The sequence below is a fragment of the Apilactobacillus sp. EABW-1NA genome (assembly GCF_030398685.1).
Lineage (GTDB): Bacteria > Bacillota > Bacilli > Lactobacillales > Lactobacillaceae > Apilactobacillus > Apilactobacillus waqarii.
In genome coordinates, this window is the sequence record NZ_JAPDKO010000003.1 from 45,317 (window position 1) to 69,845 (window position 24,529).

Sequence of the window (24,529 nt, forward strand, 5' to 3'; positions counted from 1 at the left end):
ATTATGAACCGAACAACTTATTGTGGTTTAGTAGACGAAAGCTACTTAAACCAAGAAGTATGCTTAGACGGATGGGTTGCCAAACGTCGTGACTTAGGTAAATTAATCTTTGTAGACTTAAGAGACCGTAAGGGAATTGTCCAACTAGTATTTAGTGACAAGAACAGTGCTGATGCATTGTCAATCGCTGATCAATTAAGAAATGAATATGTAATCGAAGTAAAGGGAACTGTAGTTGCCAGAAGTGAAAAGGAAGTTAACCCAGACATTAACACTGGTAAGATTGAAATTGCTGTTTCTGAAGTAAAAATCTTAAACAAGTCTGAAAACCCTCCATTTGATATTAAGGACAACATCACAGCTTCAGAAGAAACTAAGTTGAAGTACAGATACTTAGACTTAAGACGTCCAGAAGTACAACGTGGAATTATCTTAAGAAGTAAGATTACTCAAGCAGTTCACGAATACTTCAACAACAATGGTTTTGTAGACATTGAAACTCCTAACTTAACAGTTTCAACTCCAGAAGGTGCTCGTGATTATCTTGTTCCTTCAAGACTTTACCATGGTTCATTCTATGCACTACCACAATCACCACAACTATTTAAGCAATTATTGATGGGTTCAGGCTTTGACCGTTACTACCAAATTGCTCGTTGCTTCCGTGATGAAGACTTACGTGGTGACAGACAACCAGAATTTACCCAAATCGATATGGAAACTTCATTCTTAAATGCTGAAGATATCCAAGACCTAACTGAAGGTTTAATCGTTAAGGTAATGAAGGATACTTTAAACATCGATATCAAGGCTCCATTCAAGCGCATTACTTGGCAAGAATCAATGGATCGTTTTGGTACCGACCAACCAGATGTTAGATTTGGTATGGAACTAAAGGATCTATCAGACATCGTTAAAGATGTTAACTTCAAGGTATTTAGTGGCGCAATTGAAAACGGTGGTAAGGTAAAAGCAATCGCCGTTCCTGGTGGTGCTGACAAGTACTCAAGAAAAGACATCGACAAGTATGCCGAATACGTAGAAAGATTCGGTGCCAAGGGTCTTGCTTGGATGAAGGTTACCGACGAAGGTTTAACTGGTCCAATTGCTAAGTTCTTTGATGACGAAAGTGTTGTTGATCAAATGCTTGCAGCTACTGAAGCTAAGGCAGGGGACTTATTACTATTCGCTGCCGACAGAGACAAGGTTGTTGCTGACACATTAGGTTACCTAAGATGTGCAATCGCTAAGGAACAAGATATGATTCCTTCAGACGTCTTTGACTTCCTATGGGTTGTTGACTGGCCATTATTCGACTACGACGAAGGTATCGACAGATGGGTTCCAGCTCATCATCCATTTACAATGCCTAATGAAGGTGATGAACATTACCTAAACGACGGTGAAGATCCTCACAAGGCTCACGCTCAAAGTTACGACATTATCTTGAATGGTCTAGAACTTGGTGGTGGATCAATCCGTATCCATACTAAGGAACTACAATTAAAGATGCTAAAAGCCTTAGGTTTCACTAGAGAAAGTGCCCAAGAACAATTTGGTTACTTCTTAGACGCCTTAGACTACGGTTTCCCACCTCATGGTGGTTTAGCTATTGGTTTAGACCGTTTTGCTAGATTATTAGCACAAACAGAAAACATTAGAGATGTTATTGCATTCCCTAAGAATTCAAAGGCTACTGAACCAATGACTAACGCTCCAGCACCTGTTTCTAAGAAACAATTAGATGACTTAGGACTAGAAGCTGAAGACGAACCAGAAGCTTAATAATAAAGAAAGACTTCCATTAGGGAAGTCTTTTTTTAATCCTTATTTATGTTATACTATTTTCATATTAAATGAGAGGTTATGAAACTTATGGACGATGTTCAAAGGATTTTAAGACGACATCAATACTTAGCGAAAGCATCAACTGCTTTTATGTACGGAATCATGGTATCAATTGCCATGAATTTTTTCTGGACACCAGGTAAAATCTACTCATCTGGATTTACTGGTTTATCACAGTTGATTAATACTTTATCAGGGAGATTTTTACCATTCTCCATTTCTCCTTCGATTGGTTTATTTGTATTAAATATTCCATTTTTTATACTGGCCTGGAAACAAATTGGTCATCAATTTACTTGTTTTACCATCTTAACTGTCTTTCTAGCCAGTTTTATGATTAAGTCATTGCATCCGGTGTATTTAACCAATGACCCAATGATTTGTGCCATCTTCGGTGGTGTGGTTAATGGTTTTGGAACGGGGATGAGTTTAAAAAACGAGATTTCTACAGGTGGATTGGACATTTTAGGAATCGTTATCAGAAGAAAGACGGGGAGGAGTATTGGAACGATTAATATCGCTTTTAATATCTTCATTATTACCGCAGCTGGATTTACGTATGGATGGCCATATGCATTCTACTCAGCAATTGGTATCGTGGTAAACGCTAAGGCAATCGACTTTGCCTACACCCGTCAACAAAGAATGCAGGTATTGGTTGTAACCGATCATCCAAAGACGGTGATTGATAGTATTCAAAACCACATTCCACGCGGAATTACCATCATTCATGGTGCTGAGGGTGCATATAAGCATGATGAAAAAACAATTCTATTTACGACCATTTCAAGATATGAACTATCCGAGTTACAGGAAGCTTTAGATGAATCAGATGAACATGCATTTGCAAGTGTGACTGAAGCATCTACTATTATGGGGCATTTCTATGAACACAAGGTTGAATAGTTAAATGTAATAATTTTTATACATTAAGTGTGATATAATACTGGATTGTGTGATAGTTTTTAAATATGGTGGGATCTGTTTTGAAGGTTATGTATATATTTTTAATTAAGATAGTATCTTTACTATTTTATTTCAGAAAAAAAGAGAATGTAATTTACATAATGAGCTTTGATAATAATCTTGGATTAATTAAATCGATGGCTCGTCGATTACCAAAAAATAAAAGGCTATATGTATATTATGAATCATCAAGCGAAGCAGCTGCGACTGATTTAGCTGCTTATGGAATTAAGACTGTCTTATTTAAGGACGGCTTCAAACTAATATTTGATTTAATTCCAAAGATAATGGCAAGTAATGTTATCTTTTGTGATAATTACTTTCCGTTCATGGGTGGCATTGCCCATCCTAAGGATTTAAAAGTTGTTCAATTATGGCATGCCAACGGGGCAATTAAGAAGTTCGGTTGGGAAGATGCTTCTACTAAAGATAGAAGTGCCTCTGACAAACGTCGTTTTCAAAAGGTTTATAACAGCTTTGATGAATACGTGGTTGCTTCCGAAACAATGGGACATGTATTTGAGAACAGTTATCATGTTTCCTTTGATAAAATGAAGATGATTGGTTATCCAAGATCTGATAGATTATTTAAGGAAAAATGGCAAAAGATTGCGAGAAGACGTGTTTATAGTTTTGCTCCCCAATTGAAGGGTAAACGAGTAATTTTATACGCACCAACATATCGTGATGAGGGAAGGTCATTTAATCCACCTAAGGGTGTTATTAAGGCTTTATCAAATGATCCTAATGCGATGGTAGTTGTAAAACTACATCCACTTCTAAAGGACTTAGAAGAAAAATTGCAAAAGGAATCAAAGAGTCCAAACGTGATGTTTTCAAATCAATTATCAACCACAGATTTGTTGGCTGTAACTGATACCTTGGTAACTGACTATTCATCAGTTGCTTTTGATTATTCACTATTGCCTAATGCGCATTCTCTATTGTTCTTTATGTTTGATTTAGACCAATATAAACAAAATCCAGGGATTCAAGATGATTTATTGAATTGGTTGCCTACAAACCCAATTACATCCTTGGATGATTTAAGAAAAGCAATTAGTGAAGATAAACAAACAGATTTTACCAATTTCAATCACCATTGGAACAAGTACAATGATGGTTTTGCAACAAGTCGAGTAATCGACAGATATATTAAAACTTTAAAGTAAAGGAAGTGTGATCGACTTGAAGGAAGTCATTACATTAATCAAAGAGCAAATTCAAAATTTACCAATAATGTTTAGAGTCTCAAAGTACCAAGATAAGTCAGACTATCAAAGTCATTATCTAGGTATTGTTTGGGCATACCTATACCCAATTATTCAAATCTTAATTTACTGGTTAGTATTCGGTGTTGGTTTGAAGAAGGGTACATCTGGAAGTGTTGATTACCTAACTTGGATGGTTATCGGTATTACACCATGGTTCTACATGAACAGTGTTACTTTAGATGCTTCAAAGAGTATCTACCAACAAGTTGGTATGGTTTCAAAAATGAAGTTCCCAGTTAGTGTTCTACCATCAATCAAGATTCTAACTAACTTAAGTTCATTCTGGGCTATGCTAGCATGTTCAATTATCTTAGGTTACCTAAAGGGTGGAGTACTACCTAACCTATACTGGATTCAATGGCTATACTACTTCTTTGCAATGATTTGCTGGCTATTAGCATTCGGTATCTTCAACTCAACTGTTACAATTCTTGTTCGTGATTATCGTATCTTCTTACAATCAATCATGAGAGTACTGTTCTACATGTCTGGAGTTCTATTTAACTTTGAAACAAATGCTTTCCCAGCATTCTTTGTAAGATTCTTACAATTGAACCCATTCTTCTACATTGTTTCTGGATTTAGAGAGTCAATGTTAGGTGAAGCTTGGTTCTGGCAAAAACCAATGTTGATGTTAATTTTCTGGCTAACAGTACTATTCTTCCTATTGGTTGGATCACATCTACACTACAAGTTCAGAGCTCGTTTCGTGGATTACATTTAGTTAAAAGTTAAAAGGATTGAAATTGTCGTATGATGAAATTGAAGAAAAAAGTAATTAGATTTATTAAGAAGTCGATTCGTCGAGTATTGATCTTGATTAATAATGTTTTGATTACTTTGCCAGTAAAGAAGAATTTAGTTGTTTTTGAAAGTTTCCAGGGTAAGGATATCAATGATAATCCGGCAGCTATCTATGAAAAATGGATTGAAAAGTATCCAGAAGATAAGACAAAAGCATACTTTACTGTCAGAAAAGCTCAATATAAGACTTTCAAGGAATTATATCCTGATATTAAGATGGTCAGAAAGTTCATGCCTAAATGGGTATGGGTAATGGCCAGAGCTAACTTCTGGGTATTTAATTCTAGAACACCAAAATGGTGGAACAAGAATAAGGGGACTGTATACATGCAAACATGGCATGGGACTCCTTTGAAAAAGTTAGGTACTGATATCGAAAACGTTATGATGCCTGGTACTAATACTGAAAAGTACAAGCAAAACTTTACTAATGAAGCCCATCGTTGGGATTACTTGATTGCACCAAATCAATACTCTAAGGATATCTTTGCTAGAGCATTTGATTTTAACAACCATTTCTTAGATATCGGATACCCAAGAAATGACGTCTTATACTATGGTGACAACCAAGATAACATTAGTAGACTTAAGAAAAAATACCTTGGTAGAGATGATTTAAACGTAATCACCTACGCACCAACTTGGCGTGATGATAATTACAAACGTAAGGGTGTTTACAACTTTGAATTGCCATTTAGTTTAAAGACTTTCTTTGAACAAGTTGATGACAACACTGTATTAATTATCAGACCACATTACCTTGTAAAAGATTTCATTGATATTAGGGGCTTTGAAGACCGTGTTTACATCATGGTTGAAGAAGACATCAGTGATTTATACCTAATGTCAGATTTATTAATCACAGACTACTCATCAGTAATGTTTGACTATGCTAACTTGAAACGACCAATGTTGTTCTATGCATATGATTTAAAACATTATGAAGACGATATTCGTGGTTTCTACTTTGACTACAGAACAGAATTACCTGGACCTGTTGTTGAAGATGAAGACGACTTTTACAAGCAAATTGATGCATTTAACAAGGAAAAGAAGTATTCTGATTACGACAAGAAGTATGAAGAATTCTATGAAAAGTATTGTGGATGGGAATCTGCAGACTCTTCAGAAAAATTTGTTGATGAAATGAGGATGATTAGTAATGACAAGTAAGTTTTTAATCGGATCTCACGTTAGCATGAATGGCTCAACCATGTTTTTGGGTTCTGCTAAAGAAGCTGACAGCTATGGTGAAAATGCATTTATGGTTTACACTGGTGCTCCTCAAAACACCAGAAGAAAGCCAATTGATGAATTAAGAGCCGAAGACGGTAAGGAATACATGAAGGAACATGGTATTTTGGAAACCGTTGTTCATGCTCCATACATCATTAATTTAGGAAATGTTACCAAGCCACAAAACTTTAAGTTTGGCGTTGATTTCTTACACGAAGAAGTTAAACGTGCTGAAGCCATTGGTGCAACACAAATTGTGTTACATCCTGGTTCTCATGTTGGTGAAGGTGCAGATAAAGCAATTGCTCAAATTGCCAAAGGTTTAAACGAAGTCATTGAACCGGATCAAAAGGTTCAAATCGCTTTGGAAACCATGGCAGGTAAGGGAACAGAAGTTGGCCGTACCTTTGAAGAAATTGCTCAAATCATTGATGGTGTTAAGGATAACGATAAAGTATCCGTTACTTTCGACACTTGTCATACTAATGATGCAGGTTACAACGTTAAAGAAGACTTTGATGGCGTCCTAAATGAATTCGACCACGTAATTGGTTTAGATCGATTAAAGGTTGTTCATTTAAATGATTCTAAGAATGATTTCGGTAGTCACAAAGATAGACACGAAATTATTGGTTTGGGAACAATCGGGTTCGATGCTTTGAACTACATTGCTCACCACGAATCATTAGTTGATGTTCCAAAGATTATGGAAACACCGGCTGTTGTTGTTGAAGGAACTAAGAAGAAGTTGTCTCCACATTACTTCGAAGTTAAAATGTTAAAAGAACAACAATTCAATAACAATTTGATGGATGATATTTTAAACCAATAAAAAAAGAGCTGTTAAGCTCTTTTTTTATTGGTATGAATCTAAATCAAGACTTTCCATAATTACGGTGGCAGTTTCTTCGATTGATTTATCATGGACGTCAATAATTAAACAACCAAGTTTATGGTATAAGTTGTTAGCATATTCTAATTCCTCATCAATATTCTTTGAGTTTGAATATGGTGTATCTTCATCGATACCATATGATTCCATTCTGGCTTTTCTAATTTTTTGAATATCTTTAGTTACGCTGGTAAGACCAATAATCTTCTTTGGATCAACGTCAAAAATTTCTTTAGGTAATTGGATGGTAGGACCAATTGGCACGTTTGAAACCTTCACTTGCTTGTTTGCAAGGTATAGTGATAGCGGGGTCTTGGATGTTCTAGAAATTCCTAGGATCACGACATCTGCTTTTGTTAGGTTTTGTGGGTTGCTTCCATCATCATTTTCAACGGAAAATTCCATCGCTTCAATGCGCTTGAAGTAGTCGTCATTTAAGTCATGAACAAGACCGCTAACACGTTCAGGGTTAAAACCTAATTGGCTACTAATTGCCTTCATAGGTTTTTGAACACAGTCAACGCTTTGTAAATTATTGGCCATTGCAAAATCTTCGATTAGTTTACTTAAATCAGCGTTAACTAGGGTATGAAAAATGACGGCTTCTTTTTGTTTAGCAATTTTTAAGATACCACTTAACATTGATTCGGTAGTGATAAATGGGTATCGTTCGTATGAAATATCAGCACTTTCAAATTGTGCACCAGCGGTTTTAGCTACTTGCATCGCTGTTTCACCACTAGAATCTGAGATGGCAAAGATATTAATATGTTTCATCAAAATCACTCCTTTTTTTACGACTTTATTATATCTAAAAAACTGTCATAAAAGTAGTTTTAAATTCAAATGTAATATTGACGTTATAAATATTGTTTTGTATAATTATTAAGAACAGTTTTAATAAATAAAAAGTAACTGTTGTATTTCGAGCTCGGAGGGAGGGAATTTTCATATGTCAAAAACAGTCGTTCGTAAAAACGAATCTCTTGATGATGCTCTTCGTCGTTTCAAACGTACAGTTTCCAAGAACGGTACTTTACGTGAATACCGTAAACGAGAATTCTACGAAAAACCAAGTGTTAAACGTAAATTAAAATCTGAAGCAGCAAGAAAGCGCAACAACAAGAAAAAAAGCCGTCGCTTTTAATTACTAAAAACGTTCCTGTTATTTCAGGGACGTTTTTTTTGCTAAAACTAAGCTGAATATTTTGAAAGAGGGAAACTATAATGAGTATCGCTACAAGTCTTAATGAAGATCTTAAAAATGCAATGAAGGAACACAACAAAACTGCTTTGAACGTTATTCGTTCTCTAAAATCAGCCCTAACTAACGAAAAAGTTGCTTTAGGTCATGATTTAAGTGATGACGAAGAACTAACTGTTATCAGTCGTGAAGTTAAGCAAGTTAAGGAATCTATTGCTGAATTCAAAGATGGTGGTAGAGATGATTTAGTTGCCGAACAAGAAGAACAATTAGCTGTGCTAAGCAAGTACGCTCCAAAACAAATGTCAAAAGAAGAAATTGACAAGGTAGTTGAAGAAACTATCAGTGAAGTTGGCGCTTCAGCAATGTCTGATTTTGGTAAAGTAATGGGTGCTATCATGCCAAAGGTTAAGGGTAAAGCTGACGGAAACGAAGTTAACCAATCTGTAAAAGCTCACTTAAGCTAATTATTTATAAAGTATGGTTGTGCTATTCCACAAGCATGCTTTGTTAGTACATATTAATAACTTTTTTAAAGTCAAAATCTGTGCTAATATTTGATTATCAATAAAAAAGGGGTCGCTATATTGACAGAACAAACTGAAGTAACCAAAGAATTTATTATTCATAATTTAGATTTTGAACCTAAGTTATTAGGGGCACAAAATAAATACGTTACAATTCTTGAAGAGGGTATGGAAGTATCAATTAATGCTTTTGGAACCAATGTAAAGGTATCCGGAAGTGAAGATAATGTTAATAAAGTTATTTCAATTTTTAAAAACTTAATGGACTTAATTCAAAACGGTGTCACATTGAATAGCAGTGACTTTGTTTCTGCTATGAATATGGCCAAAAATGATACGTTAAGTTATTTTAAAGAGCTATACAATCAAATATTAATCAAAGACTTTAAGGGTAAGCCAGTCCGTGTTAAGAACTTTGGCCAACGCCAATACGTGCAATCTGTAAAACGTAATGATATTACTTTCGGAATTGGACCAGCCGGTACTGGTAAAACATACTTAGCTGTGGTTATGGCAATCGCAGCATTAAAGCACGGTGATGTCGAAAAGATTATTTTAACAAGACCTGCCGTTGAAGCTGGTGAAAGCCTAGGTTTTCTACCAGGTGATTTAAAAGAAAAAGTTGATCCATACTTAAGACCAATTTACGATGCACTTCATTCAATTCTAGGTCGTGAACACACTGCTAGATTGATGGAAAGAGGAGTTATTGAAATTGCTCCATTAGCCTATATGCGTGGTAGAACATTGGACTCTGCCTTCGTTATCTTAGACGAAGCCCAAAACACCACAACTGCTCAAATGAAAATGTTTTTAACTCGTCTTGGCTTTGGTTCCAAGATGATTGTTAACGGTGATATATCTCAAATTGATTTGCCTAAACATGCAAGTAGCGGTCTAGTTCAAGCCCAATCAATCTTACAAAATGTTGAAAAAATTCGTTTTGTTAAGTTTGATTCTAAGGATGTTGTTAGACATCCAGTTGTTGCTAGAATTATCGATGCCTACGAAGAATATCAGCAAAAATAGAAATTTTATAACAGGAGTACCAGAATGGATTTAGAAATTTACGATAAGACAAAAGACGGTGTAGACCAAAAACACATCGATTTAGTGGAAGATGTATTACAATTTGCTAGCAAGTCATTAGACCTTAAGGATAATACTGAAATGTCAGTAACATTCGTTAATAATGACGAAATTAAGGAAATTAACAGTAAGTATCGTGGTGTTGACCGCGCAACTGATGTTATTAGTTTTGCGATTGAAGACGGTGATGACGATTTTCCATTAATTATGGATGATGAAATGGCCGCAGAAATCCCAGAGAACATTGGTGACATCTTTGTTTCAATCGATAAGGTTGCTGAACAAGCAGAATTTTTAGACCACTCATACGAACGTGAATTAGGGTTCCTTGTTGTTCATGGTTTCCTACACTTAAACGGTTATGATCACATGAAGCAAGAAGATGAAGACGTTATGTTCCCATTGCAAAGAAAGATTATGGATGACTATGGGCTTAAAAGATAAAAAAGTAGTCAGAAAAAATCGTAGTTTTGCTGAATCATTTAAGCACGCTTTTGATGGTTTAGTGATATTATGCAAGACAGAACGTAACTTTAGATTTCATCTAATTGCATCTTTAGTTGTAGTGATTATTTCGTTTATTCTTAAGATTGATTTGAGCCAATGGGTTTGGATTTTGTTAGCAATATTTATTGTCTTAATCGCTGAAGTTGTAAATACGTTATGTGAATCAATTGTTAATTTAATTGTTGGTAATAAGTATGATGAAATTGCCAAGAAGGCTAAAGACGTAGCTGCCGCAGGTGTGGTCATTGCGTCAATCTTTGCAGCAATTATCGGATTATTGGTATATGTTCCAATCATATTTGGACTTTAACAGCACGGAGGAATTATTATGGAATTTGATCCAAACTTTCATTCAGGATTTGTAGCAATCGTTGGTAGACCAAATGTTGGTAAGTCAACATTCTTGAACCGTATTATCGGTCAAAAGATTGCGATTATGAGTGATAAAGCACAAACAACTAGAAACAAGATTCAAGGTGTATACACCGATGATGAATCACAAATTGTCTTCTTGGATACCCCAGGAATTCACAAACCAAATAACAAATTAGATGATTTCATGGAAAAATCAGCTTTCTCAGCTTTAAAAGAAGTTGATGCTGTTTTATTCATGGTAAGTGCCACTGAAACAAGAGGTGCTGGAGATAACTTTATCATTAACCGCTTAAAGGATATTGATAAACCAGTTTACTTAATCATCAACAAGATTGATGAAATCAATCCAAACAAACTTCTAAGTATCATGGATATTTACAAGAAGGCGCTTGATTGGAAAGAAGTTTTCCCAATTTCAGCACTACAAGGTAACAATGTTGATGAATTGATGGACAACTTAAAGCAATTATTACCAGCTGGTCCACAATACTACCCAGAAGATGAAGTAACTGATCACCCAGAACGTTTTATCGTTGCTGAACTAATCAGAGAAAAAATCTTAATGTTAGCAAGAGACGAAATTCCATACTCAATTGCGATTGATATCTTAAGCATGAAGACCAAGGAAAACGGCAACGTAGATATCCAAGCTGATATCTTAGTAGACCGTCCTGGTCAAAAGGGAATCTTGATTGGTAAGCAAGGATCAATGCTAAAGAAGATTGGTACTCTTGCTAGACAAGATATCGAAGACTTATTAGGTAGCAAGGTCTATCTAAAACTTTGGGTTAAGGTTCATCCTGGATGGCGTAATGAATCATCCGTTCTTAAGTCACTAGGATACAAGAAGGATAATTACTAAAATTTTAAAAATGGTCGGTGAATAAAAATGGATTCACAAACATATATGAATTTTCACGGTATTTTACTATACCGAAAGAACTTCAAAGAAAATGATATGTTAGTTAAGTTTTTAACGGCCGAGGCAGGCAAGAAGATGTTTTTCATTCGAGGTGCTCGAAAAAGGGGCTTCAAGATGATGGCGGATATCTTGCCTTTTACCTATGGTACGTATTCTGGCAAGATAAATGATGAAAACTTATCTTATATTTATAGTGGATTAGATACTGGCCATTATGAAAACATTAGCGAGGATATTTTCTTAAATGCCTATGCCACCTACATTATGTCTTTAGTTGACGTTGCATTTCCTGACTCAACACCAATTCCACATTGGTTTAACCAGTTATTTGCAGCGTTACGATTGATCGATAATGGTGTCGACCCTGAAGTGATTACCAACATTTGTGAAATCCAACTTCTGGTTGAGTTTGGGGTGCAACCTGAACTAAGGGGATGTGCCATTTGTGGTCGTACTGATCTGAACTTTGACTATTCCGAAGCCTACGGTGGATTGATTTGTCAAAATCATTTTCATTTAGATGCTAACCGTTTGCACTTAGATCAAAAGACTATTTATTATTTACGTCGTTTCTCAATTATTGATTTAAATAAATTGGGTAACGTTAATGTAAATGACAATACAAAGCAAAATTTAAGAATGCTTCTCGATAAGATTTACTCGGATTCTGTAGGGATTCATCTAAAGAGTAAAAGTTTCTTAGATCAAATGAATGACCTAAGATTATAGAATTGATTTTTTCGCAATTGTAAACTATAATTAAATTAAATAAATACGAATGGTAATGACAAAAGAGGGTCATTGAATAAAATGATATCCAGCGATAGTAGGACAGTGTAAGCTACTTGCATTTTTCAATGATTGGCACTTTTTGAACCAAAGAAATCAAGCTGCTGACGAAAGTCAGAAGTAGGGTGGAACCGCGAATAATCGTCCCTATGTAAACTGTATTTAAGTATACTTTTTGCATAGGTTTTTTTTATGCCATTCGTTTATTAGGAGGAAGTAACATGACAGAAAAGTTGTCAATGCAAGACATCATTTTAAAATTACAACAATACTGGTCATCACAAGGTTGTATGTTAATGCAAGCATACGATACTGAAAAGGGTGCCGGAACTATGAGTCCATACACATTCTTACGTGCAATTGGACCTGAACCATGGAACGCAGCATACGTTGAACCTTCTAGAAGACCTGCTGATGGTAGATATGGTGAAAACCCTAACCGTTTATACCAACATCACCAATTCCAAGTAATCATGAAACCATCTCCTGAAAACATCCAAGAACTATACTTGGATAGTTTAAAAGAACTTGGCATTAACCCAGAAGAACACGATATTCGTTTCGTTGAAGATAACTGGGAAAACCCATCAATGGGTTGTGCCGGTGTCGGTTGGGAAATCTGGCTAGACGGAATGGAAGTTACTCAATTTACTTACTTCCAAATCGTTGGTGGTCAAGAAATGAACCCAGTTGCTTCAGAAATCACTTACGGTCTAGAAAGACTTGCTTCATACGTTCAAGACGTTAACAATGTTTTTGAACTAGAATGGAGTGATGGTGTTAAGTACGGTGATATCTTCAAGGAACCAGAATATGAACACTCAAAATACAGTTTCGAAGAAAGTAACCAAGAAATGTTACTCAAGATGTTCGATGACTTCGAAACAGAAGCTAAAAAACAAATCGCAAACGGCTTAGTTCACCCTGCATACGACTACGTTCTAAAATGTAGCCACACATTTAACTTATTAGATGCTAGAGGTGCCGTTTCAGTTACTGAACGTGCCGGATACCTTTCAAGAATCAGAAGAATGGCCAGAGAAATTGCTAAGGCCTTCATTGCTGAAAGAAAGAAACGTGGTTTCCCACTTATCAAAGATGAAAAATTAAGACAATCTCTTCTAAAAGATGATGAAAAGAAGGAGGAAAAATAATGGCTCACACATTTTTACTTGAAATTGGACTAGAAGAAATGCCAGCTCATGTGGTAAATCCTAGTATCAAACAATTAGTTAAGAAGACTGAAGATTACTTAAAAGATCAAAGAATCGATTTTGATGCTGTTAAGCCATTCTCAACTCCTCGTCGTTTAACTATCCAAATTGAAGGTTTAGCTGATAAACAACCTGACGTAAACGAAACTGTAAAGGGTCCTGCTAAGAAGATTGCTTTAGATGACGAAGGCAACTGGTCAAAAGCAGCCATCGGTTTCACTAAGGGACAAGGCCTAAGCACCGACGATATTACCTTTAAAGAAGTTAAGGGTACTGAATATGTTTTTGTTGAAAAACATATTGCCGGAAAGCCTGTTAAAGAAGTTCTAATGGGATTAAAGGATGTTATCACAAGCATGACATTTCCAACACTAATGAAGTGGAACGTTTACCGTTTGGACTTCATTCGTCCAATTAGATGGATGGTAGCTTTGTTAGATGACGAAGTATTACCAATTCAAATCCTAGACGTTACTGCTTCAAACGTAAGTCGTGGCCACAGATTCTTAGGTCAAGACACAACTATCAACTCAGCTGATGAATACGAAGAAAAGCTAAAAGAACAATTCGTAATTGTTGATGCTCAAAAACGTAAGGACTTAATCGTTAAACAAATCAAAGAAATCCAAGATGAAAACAACTGGGTAATTAACATTAACCCAGGTCTACTTGAAGAAGTTAACAACTTGGTTGAATGGCCAACTGCATTCTTTGGTAAGTTCGATGAAAAATATCTACAACTACCTTCAGAAGTTCTAATTACTTCAATGAAGGATAACCAAAGATTCTTCTACGTTAACGATCAAAATGGTAATATCCTACCATTCTTTATCTCAGTTAGAAACGGTAACAGCGAATACATCGAAAACGTGATTGCTGGTAATGAAAAAGTGCTTACAGCACGTCTAGAAGATGCAATGTTCTTCTACCAAGAAGATCAAGCTAAGGATATCGATTTCTACGTAAACAAGCTAAAGAAGGTAAGTTTCCACGACAAGATTTCAACTATGTTTGAAAAGATGCAACGTGTTGAAAAGATTGCCGAAGTAATTGGTCAACATGCTAAACTAAGCGACCAAGAACTAAAAGATGTTAAACGTGCTGCTCAAATTTACAAGTTCGATTTAGTAACCGGTATGGTTGGTGAATTCTCAGAACTACAAGGTGTAATGGGTGAAAAGTACGCTCTATTAAAGGGTGAAAATGAAGCCGTTGCTACTGCTATTCGTGAACACTACATGCCAATTTCAGCAACAGGTGAACTACCAGCAACCAAGGTTGGTTCAGTTCTTTCCCTAGCTGATAAGTTTGACAGTATCCTAACTTTCTTTGCCGCTGGTATGATTCCAAGTGGTTCAAATGACCCATATGCATTGAGAAGACAAGCTAACGGTATCGTTAGAATTGTTAAGAACGAAGAACTAAACTTCAACTTAACTGAAATGATGGAAGCATTCATCAATGCTGAAAAGGATGCTAACGTTGCTCCTGACTTGGATCAAAACAAGGAAATTAGCGAAATCGTTTCATTCATCAAGGATAGAATTGTTAAGCAACTAAAGGCCGACAAGATTAGATATGATATTATCGATGCTGCAGGTAACTCAAACAATGATAATATCGAATTTATCTTTAACGTTGCCGACATTCTAAACGAACACAAGGAAGATGATAACTTCAGGAAATCAGTTGAAGCATTAACTCGTGTTCTAAGAATTTCAGAAAAACAAGACTTTGCTTCAGACGACTTAAATGTTGATGAATCATTGTTTGAAAACGATTCTGAAAAGAACCTTCATTCAAACGTTGAAGCAATCTCTGGTGACTTCTTCTCACTAAGTGCAAACGACGAATATAACAAGTTATTCGACTTGAAGGATTCAATTAACGACTACTTTGACCAAACAATGGTTATGGCTAAAGACGAAAACGTTAAGAACAATCACTTACGTGAACTAACTAAGTTATCAAACATGATTAACTGGTTTGCTGATTTAAACCAACTAATCGTAAAATAGAATTGATAGACAAACCTATGATGGGTTGATAAAATACTGTATAATATTTATTCGTATTTTTAACAAAAGTCGCACTAAAAATCGGTGCGACTTTTATCAGTGAAAGGAGATATGCTGACAATGATTCCTGAAGAAGTAATTGATCAGATTAGAAATGAAACCAACATTGCCGATGTTGTTGGTCAATTTGTTTCATTGAAAAAATCTGGTAGTAATCTATTTGGTATATGTCCATTTCATAATGAAAACACTGCATCATTTTCTGTTAATGAACAAAAACAAATCTTTCACTGCTTCAGTTGTGGAAGAGGTGGAAATGTCTTTAAGTTCATGATGGAATTGGAAAATCTTTCATATCCGGAAGCGGTAATGAGAGTTGCTGATATGCAAGGAATTGAAATTCCAGACCAATATAGGCATTCCAATAAAGCTAAATCAAACATCAATCCGGTTGAGAAAAAATTAATCGATATGCATGAGTTAGCCACTGAATTGTACAGTCATATTTTGATGAATACTGAAGTGGGGCAACCAGCATTAGATTATTTGCACGAACGAGGATTGACCGATGAGACCATCAAGTTCTACCGTTTGGGATTTGCACCTAAGGAACAAATCTTAAATAAGTTTTTGGAAAACAAGAAAGTTCAATATGATGACATGAGAAAATCTGGTCTATTTATTGAAACTGACGATGGTAAACTTCGTGATCGTTTCTTTGACCGTATCATGTTCCCAATTAAAAACGAGTTTGGCAATCTGATTGGTTTCTCAGGACGTGTAATGGATAAAAATGCTTCAACGGCAAAATACCTAAACAGTCCTGAAACTGAAATTTTCAACAAACGAAAAGTCTTATTCAACCTATCTGACGCTAAGACAACCATTCAAAAGCAAAAGAATGTTATCTTGTTTGAAGGATTCATGGATGTTATATCTGCTTATCAATCAGGTGTAACCAACGGAATTGCTTCAATGGGAACTAGTCTTACCACCGAACAAATCGCTACGATTAAACGTTTAACACCAAGCGTTAGTGTTTGTTATGATGGTGATGCACCGGGACAAAATGCGATTAATCGAGCATTGTCATTACTAGGTAATACAGATTTATCTCTAGGTGTTATTCAAATGCCTGAGGGAATTGATCCCGATGAATATCGTAAACAATATGGTGAGGAAAAGTTTGCTAGTTATATGCATTCTGCGTATGAATCGCCACTTTCGTTCAAGATGCGATACTTCAAGTTGAACCGTAACTTGGATAACGAAACTGACCAGATTAGTTATATTAACGATGTCTTACAGGAAGTTGCTAAGATTTCCGATCCATTGGAAAGAGACATTTATGTTAACCAATTATCTGATCAATTTAACTTGAACAAGCTAGATTTGACTAATCGAATGAATACCTATATTCAAAAGAATAACGTTAAGAAGTCGATTCAAAAATCAAGGGATGAACCACAACAAGGTCATCCATTCATCCAACCAATTGATAACGTCAGATCACACAGCAAGGTTGAATTGGCGGAATTATATCTATTTAATCGCATTTTGATGTCACGTGAAATGTGGCAACATTTGATGAGTAAAGATGGTTTTTCATTTGTGGATGATGATTTTCAACTTCTGTACACATTGGCACAAGGCTATATGGCAACACATGACGAATATAAATCAGCAGAGTTTCAAGACTTCATTAAAGAAGAAAAGTTACAAAACATGTTGATTAATATCGAAATGTTACCGTTAAGCGATGCGCCAAATAAAGAAGAGGTTGACGATTATGTTAATATAATAATGAATGAGGCGCCGATCGATGTTCAGCTTAAGAACAAACAGGCTGAATTGAATGATGCCAAGAAGCTAGGGGATGTTGATAAGCAAACCGAACTAGCGATGGAAATCATCAAGTTACAAAGACAAAAACAGTTGAACGACAGATCGTAATTTAGGAGGCACTTTAATGGCTGAAAAGAAGTTAAACAAGAAAGAACTAAAAGAATCAACCAACGCTTTAATTAAGAAGCAAAAGAAAGTTGGACACGTTACTTATGACGATGTTAATGACACAATTGCTGTGCCATTCAAGCTAACTAAGACTGAAATGTATGAATTACTAGAAAAAATCGAAGACGCTGGTATCAGTGTTGTTGATAAAAATGGTGATCCAGATCCACGTGCCCTAGAAGCAGCTAAGAAGGTTACCCAAGCTGAATTGAAGAACTCAGCTTCAGCTCCAACTGGTGTTAAGATTAACGACCCAGTTAGAATGTACCTAAAAGAAATTGGACGTGTTCCACTTCTAACTGCTGACCAAGAAGTTGATTTGGCTCTTCGTATTGAAGAAGGCGATGAAGAAGCTAAACAAGAACTAGCTGAAGCTAACCTTCGTTTGGTTGTTTCAATTGCTAAGCGTTACGTTGGTCGTGGTATGCAATTCTTGGACTTAATCCAAGAAGGTAACATGGGTCTAATGAAGGCCGTAGAAAAGTTTGATTACAGAAAAGGTTTCAAGTTCTCAACTTACGCTACTTGGTGGATTAGACAAGCTATTACACGTGCGATTGCTGACCAAGCTAGAACTATCAGAATTCCAGTTCACATGGTTGAAACAATCAACAAATTAATCCGTATTCAAAGACAATTACTCCAAGATTTAGGTCGTGAACCTACACCTGAAGAAATTGGTGCTGAAATGGATATGCCAACTCAAAAGGTTAGAAGCATTCTAAAGATTTCTCAAGAACCAGTTTCTCTAGAAACACCAATTGGTGAAGAAGATGACTCTCACTTAGGTGACTTCATCGAAGACCAAGATGCAACTAGTCCAGCCGACCACGCTGCATACGAATTACTAAAGGAACAACTTGAAGGTGTCTTAGATACTCTAACTGACCGTGAAGAAAACGTACTAAGATTACGTTTCGGTCTAGACGATGGTCGTACTAGAACTCTTGAAGAAGTTGGTAAGGTATTTGGTGTTACTCGTGAAAGAATTAGACAAATTGAAGCTAAGGCTTTGAGAAAGTTACGCCACCCATCCAGAAGTAAACAACTAAAGGATTTCCTTGAATAATATTAAAACAGATAGCATTTGCTATCTGTTTTTTATTTTCTATAGCGGTTATAATATAAATAATAACAAAGTAGAAAAGGTGTTTTTATGGACGCAAATAAGTTATCTCAAAGATTGAAAGTAGTTGCAGATTTTGTTCCGCAAAATAGTCGAGTAGCAGACATCGGATCAGATCATGCTTACTTGCCAGTTTATTTGATGAAACAAAAACAAATTGAATTTGGAATTGCTAGTGAGGTTGCTCAGGGACCTCTAGACAACGCAATTCAAGAAATTAAAGCTGAAGGATTAAGTGACCGAATCGACACTAGACTAGCTGATGGTTTATTATCAGTGCAACCAGAGGATAGAATTGATTGTGTTACCATTGCCGGAATGGGTGGAACCTTAATCAAGAACATTCTAGAAAATGGCAAGTCACACTTGTCAGGCGACGAATTATTGATACTTCAACCAAACGTTGGAGAAGATCGATTAAGAAATTGGCTAACGAATAACCAATATGAAATTAGTGATGAAACCATCTTAAGAGAAGACGGTCATACCTATGAAATTATCGTTGCGAAAAAGACTGACAAAACTGTTAAATACACAGAACAAGAAATTAAGTTTGGCCCATTTTTACTAAAACAACACTCAAATGTCTTCGTTGAAAAGTGGGAAAACGAAATTGAAAGAATTGAAATGGTAATTGACCAAATGAACTTGGCTAAGCATGACAAACCAGTTGATAAGATTAATTCAATGAAGAAAGAAATTGAGGAAATTAAAGAGGTGTTATAAATGAAAGCATTCGACTTAATTAACCAGTTTGAAAAATTTGCACCAAAGGAGATTGCGGTTGAACACGACCCAATCGGTTTGCAAATCGGATCGATTAATCAAGAAATTCATAAGGTATTAGTAACCTTAGACGTTAGACCAGAAGTGGTTGAAGAAGCGATTGAAAACGACTGTGATATGATTTTTTCTCATCATCCAGCGATGTTTAGACCCGTTAAGAACATGGATTTAGATGTCCCACAAAACAAGATGTATGCCGATATCATTAAGCACAACATCGTTGTTTATTCTGCCCACACCAATTTAGATAATGCCGATGGCGGTATGAACGATTGGTTAGCTGAAGCAATGGACTTAAGAAACGTGGAAGGACTAGTAAGTCAAGGAGACTATAAGGGCGTTGAATACTTCATGGGTCGCATTGGTGAACTAAAGGAAACCACAACAGTCGAACAATTTGCGCATAATTGTAAGGAATACTTTAACGTTTCCGGCCTTCGATTAATTAGTCATGAATTGAATAAACCAGTTAAAAAAGTCGCGGTTTTAGGTGGCGATGGTGGTAAGTTCTATAATATTGCTAAGGGTAAAGGTGCAGACGTTTATGTTACCGGGGATGTTTATTATCATGTCGGTCATGATATGATTGCTGACCATATGTCAGTTGTCGATCCTGGCCACCATATTGAAAGTATTTGTAAGCCATATTTGGCAGAAATGTTCAAAGAGTGGGCAAAAGATTATGATTGGCCAATAGATGTGATAGAATCTTCTATAAACACTGATCCATATCAATTTATTTAGGGGGAAACACCATGAGTAAGTATGAAGACTTAGTACCTCGTTTTTTGAGATACGTTAAGATTAACACGCGTTCTGATGAAAGCAGCACTACTATTCCATCAGCAAACCGTGAAACAGTATTTTTGAACCAATTAAAGGAAGAACTAAAAGAAATTGGATTATCTAACGTAAGAACAAATGAAGAAAGTGCATATGTATTTGCGACTCTACCTTCAAACATCGACAAAGATGTGAAGAAAATTGGTTTCATTTCACATATTGATACTGCTGATTTTAATTCAGAAAATGTGAACCCACAATTTGTAGAAAACTATGATGGAAAATCAAACATCAAATTAGGTGACGGTGAATACAACTTAGATCCAAACGTATTTGAAAGTCTACATAAGTATTCTGGTGATACTCTTATCACAACTGATGGAACCACTTTATTAGGAGCTGACGACAAGTCAGGAGTTTCCGAAATCATTTCATCCATGAAGTACTTAATTGACCATCCTGAAATTAAGCACGGTGAAATCGAAGTTGGGTTTGGTCCGGACGAAGAAATCGGAACTGGTTCATTGAAGTTTGATGTTGAAGATTTCGGTGCTGACATGGCTTACACCGTTGATGGTGGGGCTAAGGGTCAACTACAATACGAAACCTTTAACGCTGCAGGTGCAACCGTTGAAATCAAAGGAACCGATGTCCATCCTGGTGAAGCCAAGGATGTTATGGTTAATGCAGCTTTATTGGCAATGGAATTCAATGCTAAGCTACCTGCATACGAAAGACCTGAATACACTGATGGCAAGGAAGGATTCTACTTCTTACTTGAAATCAATGGTACGCCAGACAACACTAAGATGTCATACATCATCAGAGATCATGACAGAAATCGTTTTGAAGAAAGAAAGCAATACTTCAAAAAGATTGCTGATGAAATGAACAAACAATTTGATTATGACCGTGTTCATGTTGAAGTTAAAGATCAATACTACAACATGGCCGAAGTAATCGAAAAGAATATGGAAGTCGTTGACTTAGCCAAAGAAGCAATGAACAACGTTGATGTTAAACCAGACATTTTCCCAGTTCGTGGAGGGACTGATGGTTCAACAATCTCATTTAAGGGATTACCAACACCAAACTTGTTTGCCGGTGGTGAAAACATGCACGGTCGTTTTGAATACGTATCTGTTCAAACAATGGAAAAAGCATGTGACGTCATTATTGAAATCGCTAAATTAAACGCAGAAAAATAATTAGTCAAAAAAGGTCAAAATAATTTGATTTAATGTGACCTTTTGGTAAAATTTACCTATGAGATGGATTTCTCATAGGTATTTTTTATTAAGTAGGTGAAATAATTGAATCCAGATGAATTAACAGAAGCAGTATCACAAGCGTTAGCTGAAGCACAAAAGGTGGCTGCTAATCGCAAACATCAAGAAATCACTATTACCCATTTATTCAAGGTATTGGTTCAACCAGGTGAATTAGCAAGACAAATTTTTGCTGAAGCAGGGATGAACGTTGATGATTTCGAAAAGCAATTGGATCAACAACTAGATGAAATTGCAACAGTAGATGGCCAAGGCGTGGCCTATGGACAAAATATTTCATCCAGTATGCTCGAACTATTACAAAATGCAGAAAAAGAAAAAACAAACTTGGGTGATGGCTACGTTGCTGTTGATACATTAGTAATCGCATTAATGGATACAACAGGAAACAAAGTTGTCGACTATGTAAAAGACCAAGGAATTACAAAACAAAAGATTGAAGAAGTAGTACAAAATATCAGAGGGGGCGAAAAGGTGACTTCAAAGAATCAAGAAGATAATTATCAAGCACTTAAGAAATATGGTGTCGACTTGGTTGCCGAAGCCAGAGCAGGTAAGTTAGGCCCTATTATCGGAAGAGACGAAGAAATTCTAGACGTAATTAGAATTCTTTCCAGAATGACCAAGAATAACCCTGTTTTGATTGGGGACCCTGGTGTTGGTAAGACCGCCATTGTTGAAGGTTTAGCAAAACGTATTGCCGTAAATGACGTTCCTGAAAACTTAAAGGATAAGTCTTTATTTGAATTAGACATGAGTTCATTGATTGCTGGTGCCAAGTACCGTGGTGAATTCGAAGAACGTTTGAAGGCTGTTTTAAAGGCTGTTAAAAAGTCTGAAGGTCAAATTATCATGTTCATCGATGAAATTCATAACATTGTTGGTGCAGGTAAATCAGAAGGTAGTATGGATGCCGGAAACATCTTAAAACCAATGTTAGCTCGTGGTGAGCTACATTTGATTGGTGCAACTACTGTTGATGAATACAGAAAGTACATGCAAAAAGATAAAGCACTTGAAAGACGTTTTCAAAAGGTTAGCGTTGATGAACCAAGTGTTGACGATACCATCACAATTCTTCGTGGAATTAAGGAACGACTAGAAATTCATCACGGAGTAAGAATTCACGACAACGCCTTAGTTGCAGCTGCTAAGTTAGCAGACCGTTATATTCCAGATCGTTTCTTACCAGATAAAGCGATTGATTTAGTTGATGAAGCATCTTCCACAATCGAAGTTGAAATGAATTCCAATCCAACTGAATTGGATCAAGCCAACCGTAAGTTAATGCGTGCCGAAGTCGAAGAAGCCGCATTAAAGAACGAAGAAGACGATGAATCCAAGGCTCGTTTGGCCAAACTAGAACCAGAACTAGCAAACTTAAAGGAAACCGTTAATAAGTTAAACGCTAGATGGCAACAAGAAAAATCATCCATTAAGACATTAGGTGACAAGAAGGCTGAATTAGACCAAGCTAAAAATGACTTGCAACAAGCCGAAAGTTCATACGACCTAAATAAGGCGGCAATTCTAAAACACGGTACGATTCCAAAGCTTGAAGAAGAACTTGCTAAGATGGAAAATCAAGACCATGAAGATGACTGGTTGGTTAGTGAGTCAGTTACAGAAGACGGCATTGCCGAAGTATTAAGCCGTGAAACTAAGATTCCGGTAGCCCGTTTGATGCAAGGTGAAAGAGAAAAACTACTTCATTTAGACGATAACTTGCACAAGCGAGTAGTTGGTCAAGATGAAGCCGTTGAAGCTGTTTCCGATGCGGTATTACGTTCTAGAGCTGGTCTACAAGACCCAAGCAAGCCATTAGGATCATTTTTATTCCTAGGACCTACCGGTGTTGGTAAGACCGAACTTGCAAAATCATTAGCTGAAAACTTATTTGATTCAGAAGAACACATGGTAAGAATTGACATGTCAGAATACATGGAAAAAGAATCGGTTTCCAGACTTGTTGGTGCTGCTCCAGGATATGTTGGTTACGAAGAAGGTGGCCAATTAACTGAAGCCGTTAGAAGAGACCCATACACCATTGTTTTATTTGATGAAATAGAAAAAGCGCATCCTGATGTCTTCAACGTCTTACTACAAGTGTTAGACGATGGAAGATTAACTGATGGTCAAGGCCACACAGTTGACTTCAAGAATACGCTATTGATTATGACATCAAACCTAGGTTCTGATATCTTATTGAATGGTTTGGATAAAGACGGCAATATTTCTGATAAGGCTAAGAAACAAGTCAATGAATTGTTGAAGAAGAGCTTTAAGCCAGAATTCCTAAACCGAATTGATGACATCATCACATTCAAACCACTATCCAAGAATGATGTAAGACAAATTGTTAAGCATTTAATCGACCAATTAGGTCAACGTTTAAAAGATCAACAAATCAAGATTGAAGTTAGTGATGAAGCGCTAGACTGGATCACTGATAATGGATACGACCCACAATATGGTGGAAGACCATTACAAAGATTTGTTACAAGAAATGTCGAAACACCATTGGCTAAGTTAATCATTGCAGACAAGGTAAAAGCCAAATCTACAGTTAAGATTGGATTATCTAACAATGAATTAACATTTGAATAAACAAAAAAAGCTCAAGTTAATTAACTTGAGCTTTTATTATTTGACTGAGTGTTTTGAAATAAGTGTTAAAGCGTTAACAGCGATTAATACAACAACGGCTGATACGACACCAATTTCAGTTAAGTTATAGGTTAGTCCAGTTAATTGACTGGCAATGTATCCGATGATTTCACCGAAGATAACAGCCCAGAAAATAACTAATAGATTTGAAATAATGAATTTCATCATATCCACCTCACATTTCATAGAAATTTTACCAC

General features: G+C 36.2%; 23 protein-coding genes. 21 read left to right on the plus strand and 2 right to left on the minus strand.

The genetic code is table 11. The features are described from left to right. Positions 1-3: 3 nt before the first annotated feature. The 6 genes from aspS (at position 4) to OEZ61_RS01435 (ending at position 6,960) form a co-directional block, all read left to right on the plus strand. Positions 4-1,785, plus strand: coding sequence for an aspartate--tRNA ligase (aspS, locus tag OEZ61_RS01410; protein WP_041152338.1), 1,782 nt, complete (start codon positions 4-6; stop codon positions 1,783-1,785). A gap of 90 nt (positions 1,786-1,875) precedes the next feature. Then, the gene (locus OEZ61_RS01415; RefSeq protein WP_034530752.1) at positions 1,876-2,754 is read left to right on the plus strand and encodes a YitT family protein; all 879 of its coding nucleotides are present in this window, start codon (positions 1,876-1,878) and stop codon (positions 2,752-2,754) included. A gap of 80 nt (positions 2,755-2,834) precedes the next feature. Next, positions 2,835-3,986 carry a CDP-glycerol glycerophosphotransferase family protein gene (locus tag OEZ61_RS01420; protein ID WP_034530753.1) on the plus strand — a complete coding sequence of 384 codons (1,152 nt, stop codon included), beginning with the start codon at positions 2,835-2,837 and terminating at the stop codon, positions 3,984-3,986. 16 nt (positions 3,987-4,002) lie between these two features. After that, positions 4,003-4,812 carry an ABC transporter permease gene (locus OEZ61_RS01425; RefSeq protein ID WP_034530755.1) on the plus strand — a complete coding sequence of 270 codons (810 nt, stop codon included), beginning with the start codon at positions 4,003-4,005 and terminating at the stop codon, positions 4,810-4,812. Positions 4,813-4,850: 38 nt separating this feature from the next. Continuing rightward, positions 4,851-6,065 (plus strand): CDP-glycerol glycerophosphotransferase family protein, encoded by a 1,215-nt coding sequence (locus OEZ61_RS01430; RefSeq protein WP_041152412.1) that lies wholly within the window; start codon positions 4,851-4,853, stop codon positions 6,063-6,065. Continuing rightward, positions 6,055-6,960, plus strand: coding sequence for a deoxyribonuclease IV (locus tag OEZ61_RS01435; RefSeq protein WP_081034723.1), 906 nt, complete (start codon positions 6,055-6,057; stop codon positions 6,958-6,960). Before OEZ61_RS01430 ends, OEZ61_RS01435 begins: the two co-directional genes overlap by 11 nt. 24 nt (positions 6,961-6,984) lie before the next feature. Here OEZ61_RS01435 and OEZ61_RS01440 read toward each other — a convergent pair whose 3' ends face one another. Then, a complete protein-coding gene (locus OEZ61_RS01440; protein ID WP_034530757.1) occupies positions 6,985-7,797 on the minus strand; it encodes a pyruvate, water dikinase regulatory protein in 813 nt (270 codons plus the stop codon). A 175-nt stretch (positions 7,798-7,972) separates the two neighbouring features. On the opposite strand from OEZ61_RS01440, the gene rpsU reads away from it, so the two are divergent. The 15 genes from rpsU to clpB all read left to right on the plus strand — a co-directional run bounded on the left by rpsU (position 7,973) and on the right by clpB (position 24,269). Beyond that, entirely contained in the window at positions 7,973-8,167 is a 195-nt protein-coding gene (gene rpsU / locus OEZ61_RS01445; RefSeq protein ID WP_034530758.1) for a 30S ribosomal protein S21, read from the plus strand. A gap of 80 nt (positions 8,168-8,247) precedes the next feature. After that, positions 8,248-8,691 (plus strand): GatB/YqeY domain-containing protein, encoded by a 444-nt coding sequence (locus tag OEZ61_RS01450; protein ID WP_034530760.1) that lies wholly within the window; start codon positions 8,248-8,250, stop codon positions 8,689-8,691. A 120-nt stretch (positions 8,692-8,811) separates the two neighbouring features. Beyond that, positions 8,812-9,780 carry a PhoH family protein gene (locus OEZ61_RS01455; protein WP_034533953.1) on the plus strand — a complete coding sequence of 323 codons (969 nt, stop codon included), beginning with the start codon at positions 8,812-8,814 and terminating at the stop codon, positions 9,778-9,780. A gap of 24 nt (positions 9,781-9,804) precedes the next feature. Next, positions 9,805-10,284 (plus strand): rRNA maturation RNase YbeY, encoded by a 480-nt coding sequence (gene ybeY / locus OEZ61_RS01460; protein ID WP_034533950.1) that lies wholly within the window; start codon positions 9,805-9,807, stop codon positions 10,282-10,284. Further along, positions 10,262-10,657, plus strand: a complete 396-nt coding sequence (locus OEZ61_RS01465) for a diacylglycerol kinase family protein (protein WP_051961006.1) — start codon at positions 10,262-10,264, stop codon at positions 10,655-10,657. The genes ybeY and OEZ61_RS01465 overlap by 23 nt, the downstream gene beginning before the upstream one ends. A gap of 18 nt (positions 10,658-10,675) precedes the next feature. Next, positions 10,676-11,584, plus strand: coding sequence for a GTPase Era (gene era, locus OEZ61_RS01470; RefSeq protein WP_034530767.1), 909 nt, complete (start codon positions 10,676-10,678; stop codon positions 11,582-11,584). Positions 11,585-11,611: 27 nt separating this feature from the next. Beyond that, positions 11,612-12,373: a DNA repair protein RecO gene (gene recO, locus OEZ61_RS01475; protein ID WP_290046709.1), complete on the plus strand. Its 762-nt coding sequence runs from the start codon at positions 11,612-11,614 to the stop codon at positions 12,371-12,373. A 281-nt stretch (positions 12,374-12,654) separates the two neighbouring features. Continuing rightward, complete coding sequence (gene glyQ / locus OEZ61_RS01480) at positions 12,655-13,587, plus strand: glycine--tRNA ligase subunit alpha (protein WP_054605619.1); 933 nt, start codon at positions 12,655-12,657, stop codon at positions 13,585-13,587. Then, positions 13,587-15,665 carry a glycine--tRNA ligase subunit beta gene (gene glyS, locus OEZ61_RS01485; RefSeq protein WP_263506456.1) on the plus strand — a complete coding sequence of 693 codons (2,079 nt, stop codon included), beginning with the start codon at positions 13,587-13,589 and terminating at the stop codon, positions 15,663-15,665. Before glyQ ends, glyS begins: the two co-directional genes overlap by 1 nt. Before the next feature lie 111 nt (positions 15,666-15,776). Next, on the plus strand, positions 15,777-17,618 hold the full coding sequence (dnaG, locus tag OEZ61_RS01490) for a DNA primase (RefSeq protein ID WP_263506455.1): 1,842 nt from the start codon (positions 15,777-15,779) through the stop codon (positions 17,616-17,618). Between the two features lie 16 nt (positions 17,619-17,634). Next, the gene (gene rpoD / locus OEZ61_RS01495) at positions 17,635-18,747 is read left to right on the plus strand and encodes an RNA polymerase sigma factor RpoD (protein WP_034530776.1); all 1,113 of its coding nucleotides are present in this window, start codon (positions 17,635-17,637) and stop codon (positions 18,745-18,747) included. Between the two features lie 87 nt (positions 18,748-18,834). Beyond that, positions 18,835-19,530, plus strand: coding sequence for a tRNA (adenine(22)-N(1))-methyltransferase TrmK (locus tag OEZ61_RS01500; protein WP_263506454.1), 696 nt, complete (start codon positions 18,835-18,837; stop codon positions 19,528-19,530). Continuing rightward, the gene (locus OEZ61_RS01505) at positions 19,531-20,334 is read left to right on the plus strand and encodes a Nif3-like dinuclear metal center hexameric protein (protein WP_057197907.1); all 804 of its coding nucleotides are present in this window, start codon (positions 19,531-19,533) and stop codon (positions 20,332-20,334) included. A gap of 11 nt (positions 20,335-20,345) precedes the next feature. Then, the gene (pepT, locus tag OEZ61_RS01510) at positions 20,346-21,581 is read left to right on the plus strand and encodes a peptidase T (protein WP_034533934.1); all 1,236 of its coding nucleotides are present in this window, start codon (positions 20,346-20,348) and stop codon (positions 21,579-21,581) included. 105 nt (positions 21,582-21,686) lie between these two features. Next, a complete protein-coding gene (gene clpB / locus OEZ61_RS01515) occupies positions 21,687-24,269 on the plus strand; it encodes an ATP-dependent chaperone ClpB (protein WP_263506453.1) in 2,583 nt (860 codons plus the stop codon). A gap of 36 nt (positions 24,270-24,305) precedes the next feature. Here the strand turns inward: clpB and OEZ61_RS01520 are convergent, their stop codons facing one another. Next, positions 24,306-24,494 carry a DUF2929 family protein gene (locus OEZ61_RS01520; protein WP_034530781.1) on the minus strand — a complete coding sequence of 63 codons (189 nt, stop codon included), beginning with the start codon at positions 24,492-24,494 and terminating at the stop codon, positions 24,306-24,308. Between the last annotated feature and the right edge of the window lie 35 nt (positions 24,495-24,529).

Excerpts from the sequence above, each read along its gene's own strand:
- pepT (WP_034533934.1), top strand. The coding sequence starts at position 20,346 with ATGAGTAAGTATGAAGACTTAGTACCTCGTTTTTTGAGATACGTTAAG.
- rpsU (WP_034530758.1), top strand. The coding sequence starts at position 7,973 with ATGTCAAAAACAGTCGTTCGTAAAAACGAATCTCTTGATGATGCTCTT.
- aspS (WP_041152338.1), top strand. The coding sequence starts at position 4 with ATGAACCGAACAACTTATTGTGGTTTAGTAGACGAAAGCTACTTAAAC.
- ybeY (WP_034533950.1), top strand. The coding sequence starts at position 9,805 with ATGGATTTAGAAATTTACGATAAGACAAAAGACGGTGTAGACCAAAAA.
- dnaG (WP_263506455.1), top strand. The coding sequence starts at position 15,777 with ATGCTGACAATGATTCCTGAAGAAGTAATTGATCAGATTAGAAATGAA.
- OEZ61_RS01500 (WP_263506454.1), top strand. The coding sequence starts at position 18,835 with ATGGACGCAAATAAGTTATCTCAAAGATTGAAAGTAGTTGCAGATTTT.
- era (WP_034530767.1), top strand. The coding sequence starts at position 10,676 with ATGGAATTTGATCCAAACTTTCATTCAGGATTTGTAGCAATCGTTGGT.
- OEZ61_RS01450 (WP_034530760.1), top strand. The coding sequence starts at position 8,248 with ATGAGTATCGCTACAAGTCTTAATGAAGATCTTAAAAATGCAATGAAG.
- OEZ61_RS01465 (WP_051961006.1), top strand. The coding sequence starts at position 10,262 with ATGACTATGGGCTTAAAAGATAAAAAAGTAGTCAGAAAAAATCGTAGT.
- glyS (WP_263506456.1), top strand. The coding sequence starts at position 13,587 with ATGGCTCACACATTTTTACTTGAAATTGGACTAGAAGAAATGCCAGCT.
- glyQ (WP_054605619.1), top strand. The coding sequence starts at position 12,655 with ATGACAGAAAAGTTGTCAATGCAAGACATCATTTTAAAATTACAACAA.
- recO (WP_290046709.1), top strand. The coding sequence starts at position 11,612 with ATGGATTCACAAACATATATGAATTTTCACGGTATTTTACTATACCGA.
- OEZ61_RS01520 (WP_034530781.1), bottom strand. The coding sequence starts at position 24,494 with ATGAAATTCATTATTTCAAATCTATTAGTTATTTTCTGGGCTGTTATC.
- OEZ61_RS01505 (WP_057197907.1), top strand. The coding sequence starts at position 19,531 with ATGAAAGCATTCGACTTAATTAACCAGTTTGAAAAATTTGCACCAAAG.
- OEZ61_RS01415 (WP_034530752.1), top strand. The coding sequence starts at position 1,876 with ATGGACGATGTTCAAAGGATTTTAAGACGACATCAATACTTAGCGAAA.
- OEZ61_RS01440 (WP_034530757.1), bottom strand. The coding sequence starts at position 7,797 with ATGAAACATATTAATATCTTTGCCATCTCAGATTCTAGTGGTGAAACA.
- rpoD (WP_034530776.1), top strand. The coding sequence starts at position 17,635 with ATGGCTGAAAAGAAGTTAAACAAGAAAGAACTAAAAGAATCAACCAAC.
- OEZ61_RS01435 (WP_081034723.1), top strand. The coding sequence starts at position 6,055 with ATGACAAGTAAGTTTTTAATCGGATCTCACGTTAGCATGAATGGCTCA.